Source organism: Actinocatenispora rupis (assembly GCF_016861975.1).
In the GTDB taxonomy this organism is placed as follows: Bacteria; Actinomycetota; Actinomycetes; order Mycobacteriales; family Micromonosporaceae; genus Actinocatenispora; species Actinocatenispora rupis.
In genome coordinates, this window is the sequence record NZ_BOMB01000019.1 from 265,407 (window position 1) to 271,618 (window position 6,212).

Below are 6,212 nucleotides of genomic sequence, written 5' to 3' on the forward strand. Positions count from 1 at the left end.
CGTTACCCCCCCTGAGTGTCCGACGGGGCGTCCGGAGCGATGCTCCGGGCCTTGATCAGTACCTCGTCGAGCTGCTTGATGCGGGCCCGCAGCGACTCGCGTTCCTTCTGCAGGTCGGCACGCTTCTTCTGCCGGCTGGTCTTGTCCTCGACCATCGTCTTGTCGATCTCGGCGATCTGGGCGTCGAGCTGCTTGAGCCGCCGCTCGATGGCCTCGTCGAGCGCGAGGGTCAGCGCGTACTGCAGGTCGGTGAAGCGGGTGGCGATGTCGTCGGACAGCGACGCGCGCGCCTCGCCGAGGACTTCCCGCAGCCACACCTTCGCCTGCTGCTTGCTGGCCTGCCCCTTGCGCTTCCACATCATGAACGCGCCGATCGCGAGGCCCACGCCCACGCCGACGACGGGGAACACCACGCCGCCGGCGGCGGCCATGCCGGCCACGGACGCGGCGCCGGCCGCGCCCTGCATCGCCAGCCGGCCCATGCTCACCGCGGAACCGACCGAGGCCATCACGACCATCGAGTTGTCGCCGCCGGACTCCTTCTGCGGCTTGCTGGCCAGCGCGTGCCGCAGCTGCGCGTTGAGCCGGCGCAGTACGTAGTTCAGCTCCTGGGGGCTGAACACGCTGGCGAGGATCCGCTGGCCGATCACCCGGAAGCGGTGCTCCAGCTCGTGCGACAGCCGTACGGACACCGCGTACAGCGCGCGGTCCACCTCGTACGGCAGCTGCTTGTTGTTGGCGCCCTTCTCGATGGACTTGACGAAGTCCTCCTGCAACTTCGTCATGTACTGCCGCAGCCGGCTCTGCGCCTCGACCCGGGCGCGCTGCGTCTCGGTGTTGAGCGCCAGCGACCACTGCTTGGTCTCCGAGCGCTTCCGCGAGTTGACCTTCTGGCGTTCTTCCTTGAGCCGCTCGGCCAGCGCCGGGTCCGGGTCGGCGGACTTCATCCGGTCGCCGACGCCGATGTCGAGCCGCACGAACTCGGTACGCACCGCGCGCAGCGTGTTCGCCGTCTTCAGCGCGGTGCCCTTCGCGGCGAGCCCGATCAGCCCGTGCTGCAGTTCGGCGACGCGGGACTCCTTGACGACCTCGCTGGCCGCCTCCTTCGGCATCTGCAGCGCCAGCTCCGCCAGCCGGGACGACACCGGGAAGAACGGCGCGTTGGCGAACCGGGGTGCGTGCGCCCGCAGCAGCGACCGGTCGTCGTCCAGGATGGTCCGCCACCCCGGGTACGCGTCGATCTTGGTGAGCGCGAACAGCACCATGTTGACGCGCTTGCTGGCCTCGATGAGGAAGTTCAGCTCCGGCTGGGAGAACGGCGCGGAGGCGTCCACCACGAACAGCAGCGCGGTGGCCCGTTCCACGGCGTCCAGCGCCACCTCGGCGTGCAGCGAGTCCAGTCCACCGACGCCCGGGGTGTCCATGAGCGTCGCGTACTGCAGCATCGGCGCGGTGTGGAAGATCTCCAGCCGGCGCGGCGGGCGGATCCCGTCGGGCAGGTTGCCCAGCACGGTGCCGTAGTCGCGGACGTCTTCCATGCGCAGCGGGATCGGGTCCTCCCGCCCCGGCACGTACGCCCGGGCGGCGACCTGCGAGCCGTGCACGAACTCCAGGTACGAGCTGGTCGCGACGGCGGCGTCGACCGGCGACAGGTTCGGCACCCCGACCAGCGCGTTGGTCAGGGAACTCTTGCCGCGCTTCGTTTCGCCGACGATCACGATGCTGGGTACGGTCTGCTCGCGGCGGCGCAGCACGTCCATGTCGGACGCGGCGTCGGGGTCGATGCGGCGCAGGTGCGCCAGCCCGCCGTCGACGGCGGCGCGCAGCGCCTTCTCCAGCGCGGCGTTCGCGGCGGCCTCGTTGGTCTTGGCCGGGGCGCTCACTGGCGACCATCCTCCTTGTAGACGGTGACGACGGGGGCGCGCAGCACGACGCCGCGGTCCACGTAGCCGGGTACCTCGACGGCGGCGATCGTGCCGGCCTGCTGCGGGTCGCGGGTCGGCGTGGCGCCGCCGGCCTCGTGGTGCGCCGGGTCGAACCGCACCCCGACCGGTGCGACCGTGGTGACACCCACGTCGGACAGGGCCCGGCCGAGCGTGTCGGCGATCGCCTTGCTGGTGGCGCGGTCCCGCACGTACACGCAGGTCTGGACGAGGCTGCCGCGCTCGGACTCGGCCTGCTCCAGGCGCTGCGCGAGGCCGGGGTCGCCGCCGGCGGCGGGCGGCGCGGACGCCACGGCCGGCGCGGTGCGGTCCTCCCGGCGGCCCATGAACAGGAACGCCACGGCCGCGCCGCCTGCGATCGCCGAGCCGGCGAACCCGACGGCTGCGGTCTTCACCGAGAAGCTGCTGTCGCAGGCGCCGGACTGGCTGACGATCGTCTTCTGGTTCTGGTCGTCGTGCTTGTCGCCGAGGCCCTGACCGGGCCCGCCACCGGGGTTCTGCCCGGCCGGCACGCTCTTCACCTCCTGTACGCAGGTGCCGGCCTGCGCGCCGACCCAGCCGGCGACGATGCCGGTGAGCACCGCGACGATCGCGGCTATGCCGGCGGCGATGACGCGAAGGTTGCTGGTGGACATCGAAGCTCCTTTACGCGAAAGCGCGTCGCGAATCTGCTGGCTCAGGCGGGTTGCTGTCTGACCTGCTGGGACAGCAGGTAGAAGCCGCGGTGGACGACGTGGGCGATGCGGGCCTGCGCGGGGCTGGCGCCGGCCACCGCGAACGCCCGCCAGCGGGTCGCGGCCTCCAGTGCGGCCTTGGCCATCTGGTCGGCGGGTGCGCCGTTCATGCCGAGGATCCAGGCCGGGTCGTCGGACAGGGCGAGCCGGGTCAGCTCGTTCTCCATCTCGTCCGGCAGGTCGACCGAACCGGTGGTGACCTGCTGCGCCACGTCCAGCATCCGCAGCCGGTGGTACTCGGGCTGCTGGAGCACCCGTTCGACGGCGTCGCGCAGCAGTTCCCGGTCCGGGGGCCGCTCGGCGTGCCCGGCGATCTTCTCCAGGCTGGTCAGCGCCCATCCGGCCTTGATCGCGTCGGTACGCCAGCGGAACGCCTGCTCCAGCGTGCTGCGGGCGCGGGGGAACCCGGAGGCGAGGAACAGCCGCCGGACCAGTTCGCCGGTGGCCAGGGTCGGCTCGGCGACGAACTGCGCGACGGCGAACGAGATCCCGTAGATGTCCAGCAGCCGTAGCAGCCGGTTGCGCTGCTCGCGGGAGACCTCGCAGTCGCGGGCGGTGAACAGGTCGACGGAGGCCAGCAGTACCTGCCGGTCGGTGTCGGACATGCTCGCGATGGTGCGCAGTGCCTCGCAGTCGGCGGCGGTGAGCCTGCCGGCCTCGGTGGTCTCGGCGAGCAGCCCGATGACGGGCACCACGTCGGAGACCACCCGGCGCAGCACCTGGCCCTGTGCCTGGGCGAGCGGCCCCGCCACCGGCCAGGGGTCGCCGGTGCCGGCGAGCTTGTCCACCTTGTTGAACAGGCCGAGGGAGTTGATCGGGTTGCTCGACAGCTTCGACGACATCGACCGGAACGACTCCAGCGCCTGCAGGTCGTCCTCGCGTACGGACTGGGTGAACACGTACACGATGGCCTCGGCGCCGGACAGCGCGCCGGCGGAGTCGTCGTCGATGTCGTCGTCGATCGGCGCCTCGTTGAACAGGAACTTGCGGGCCTCGTCGGAGATGGACGCGTTGGTCGACGACAGGCCGGGCGTGTCGACGACGGTCAGGTCCCGCAGCCGGTCGGAGGTGAGCGTGACGTCCACGTACGCCACGTCGTCGCGGGCGATCCCGAGCTTCTGCGGGATCATCCCGGACTCGTCCAGCGGCAGGCTCGCCCGGGAACCGTCCCGGCGCACCACGTCGACGCGGTCGGCCGTGCCGTACCGGAACTGAGTGACCAGCCGGGTGCACTCACCGACCTCGGTCTGCGCGACACGCCGGCCGATCAGCGAGTTGACCAGCGTGGACTTCCCGGACTTGAGTCGCCCGGCGATCGCGACCCGCAGCGGCTCGCCGAGGCGGCGCTGCACGTCGGCGACCGAGGCCCGGGTGTTACCGGCCAGCCGTGGCCCGGACTCCGCGCAGAGCGCCTGCACCCGGGAACTGAGTGGACCGGAGCTCATGCCGGGAGGCCCACGTCGCTGCTCGTGGTGTCGCCACCACGGGGCGCGTCGGCTCGCCCGCCGCTGTCCACGTCAGTCATGGCCGCTGGTACCTCCCACTACTCTGGTGTCAGGTTCGGTGGCGTGGCCGGCGCTCACCGGCCACAACCCTAGGCATATCCTCACCGACCTAGGATCCCGGATTCGTGCCAGCCCGCGGGGGGAGGCCCACGTGCGTGACGCGCCTGCTGGTCGGGCTGCCGTCGAACCACCGGTGCCGGACCGGCAGCCCGCCGGGGACGCCGATCCGGTGCGTACTCTGCTGTCCCGGCTGGCGCTGCCCGGCCTGGTGGTCGTGACGGGTGCGCCGGGCGCCGGCCGCAGTACGGCTCTGCGTGCGATCGCCGAATCCTTCCCGGGTGTCGTGAGTGCCGGTGGTGGCCTGGCGATCTTACGCACCGTCCCCGCGCTGGCGTTGTCGCGTGCCGTACGTGCCCGCCTGCCGGTCGAGGATGCGGCGCTGACCGCCGAGGCGGTCCGCTCCCGGGTGCGCGGCGGGCTGCTGGTCGTCGACGACGTGCAGTGGGCCGATCCGCTGACCCTGGCGACGCTGCCGGCGCTGGCCGCGCACTGCCGGGTCCTGGTCGCCCTGCGTACGCCGCACCGGCTGCCGGAGGCCGCCGTGCGCGCCCTGCGGGACGCGGCCGCCGAGTGGGTGGCGCTGCCACCGCTGAGCCCGACGCAGGCCACCGAGCTGGCCCGGCGTACGGCACCGGGGTTGGGGCCGGCGGGCGTGGCCGAGGTGGTGGCGCGTGCCGGTGGCGTACCGCTGGCGGTGGAGGCGCTGGCGCGACACGCGGTGACGCATCCGGAGTCGGTGTCGGCGCCGCCGCAGTCCGACACCCGTGGCGAGGCGGGCACCGTCGCGCACGCCGTGGCCGAGGCGCTGGCGGACCTGACCCGCCCGGCGCGTACGGCGATGGCGGCGCTGGGGATGCTGCGCCGTCCGGCCGGCCGCGGCCTGCTCGGGCCGGGCGTGGACGAGCTGACCGAGGCGGGCCTGGTCACCACCGAGGACGATCCGGCGGGCGGGGCGCCGCTGCTGGCCGCCGTCTCGCCGTACGTGGCGGAGGTGGCCGCCGGGCTGCTGACCGCCGACGAGCGCGCCGGGCTGCACCGCCGACTCGCCGATCTGGTACCGGATGCGGAGGCGGCCCGGCACCTGGCCGCGGCCGGTGACGACGAGCCTGCATACCGGCGGGCGCTGGCCGCGGCGGCGGCCGCCGACACCGCCGGTGAGCGCGCCGACCTGCTGCTGCTGGCCTGCGGGCTGCCCGGCGCCGAGCCGCGCCCGGTGGTACGGCGGGACGCGGCGGCCGCGGCGTTGGAGGTGGGCCGGCCGCGTGCCGCGCTGCGTGCCCTCGGTGACGCCGAGGACCCCGACACGGCCGTGCTGCGCGGTGAGGCGCTGCTGCAGCTGGGTGACGCGGCCGGCGCGGTCGCCGCGGTGACCGTCGTACCGGATGCGGCCGGTGCCGACGTGGTGGCCGCCCGGGACCGGGTGCTGCTGCTGGGCGCGCTGAGTACCGACACCGACCGGGCGGTGGAGCTGGCGGCCGCGGCGATCGGCCGGCACGGCGCGACGCCGGAGCACACCGGGCTGCGCGCCGCGCTGGCCGCGGTCGACGCGGCCCGCCGCGCCCCGGCCTGGGAGCGTGCGCTGGCCACCGCGACCGCCGCCGCCGGTACGGCCGGCGACGCGCTCGCGGCCCGGTGGAGCGCGTGGCTGCTGGTGGAGACGCTCGCCGCGGACGGCCGGCTGGCCGAGGCGGCGGACAACGCCCGGCTCGCCGCGGACGCCTGCGCCGCCGACCTGGCGTACTCGTGGCAGACCCGGTTCGTGGCGGCGGAGCTGTGGTGCACGGCGCTGCGCGGCGAGCAGCTCGACGACGTGGTACGCCGGGCGGTGGGCCTGGTGGACCGGACGCTGCCCGCGGTGGCCCACGGGTACGCGACGGCGGCGGCGAGCCTGGCCGAGGCGGACGGCGGGCTGCTGGCCTCCGCGCGGGCCCGGCTGGCGGCGCGTCCGGCGCGGGCCGCGGCGAGCGTGG

4 protein-coding genes are annotated in these 6,212 nt (G+C 74.0%); 1 reads left to right on the top strand and 3 read right to left on the bottom strand.

Annotated elements, in window-relative coordinates; genetic code table 11:
- Nucleotides 1-2: 2 nt before the first annotated feature.
- Genes Aru02nite_RS17480 through Aru02nite_RS17490 form a run of 3 tightly spaced genes read right to left on the bottom strand, consistent with a single transcriptional unit; the run spans nt 3 to nt 4,122 of the window.
- Complete coding sequence (locus tag Aru02nite_RS17480; RefSeq protein ID WP_239076747.1) at nt 3-1,883, bottom strand: dynamin family protein; 1,881 nt, start codon at nt 1,881-1,883, stop codon at nt 3-5.
- Nucleotides 1,880-2,578 carry a nucleotide exchange factor GrpE gene (locus Aru02nite_RS17485; RefSeq protein ID WP_203658737.1) on the bottom strand — a complete coding sequence of 233 codons (699 nt, stop codon included), beginning with the start codon at nt 2,576-2,578 and terminating at the stop codon, nt 1,880-1,882. Before Aru02nite_RS17485 ends, Aru02nite_RS17480 begins: the two co-directional genes overlap by 4 nt.
- A gap of 41 nt (nt 2,579-2,619) precedes the next feature.
- A complete protein-coding gene (locus tag Aru02nite_RS17490) occupies nt 2,620-4,122 on the bottom strand; it encodes a dynamin family protein (protein WP_203658739.1) in 1,503 nt (500 codons plus the stop codon).
- Nucleotides 4,123-4,333: 211 nt separating this feature from the next.
- On the opposite strand from Aru02nite_RS17490, the gene Aru02nite_RS17495 reads away from it, so the two are divergent.
- On the top strand, nt 4,334-6,212 hold a 1,879-nt coding region (locus Aru02nite_RS17495), incomplete at its 3' end, for a LuxR family transcriptional regulator (RefSeq protein WP_203658741.1).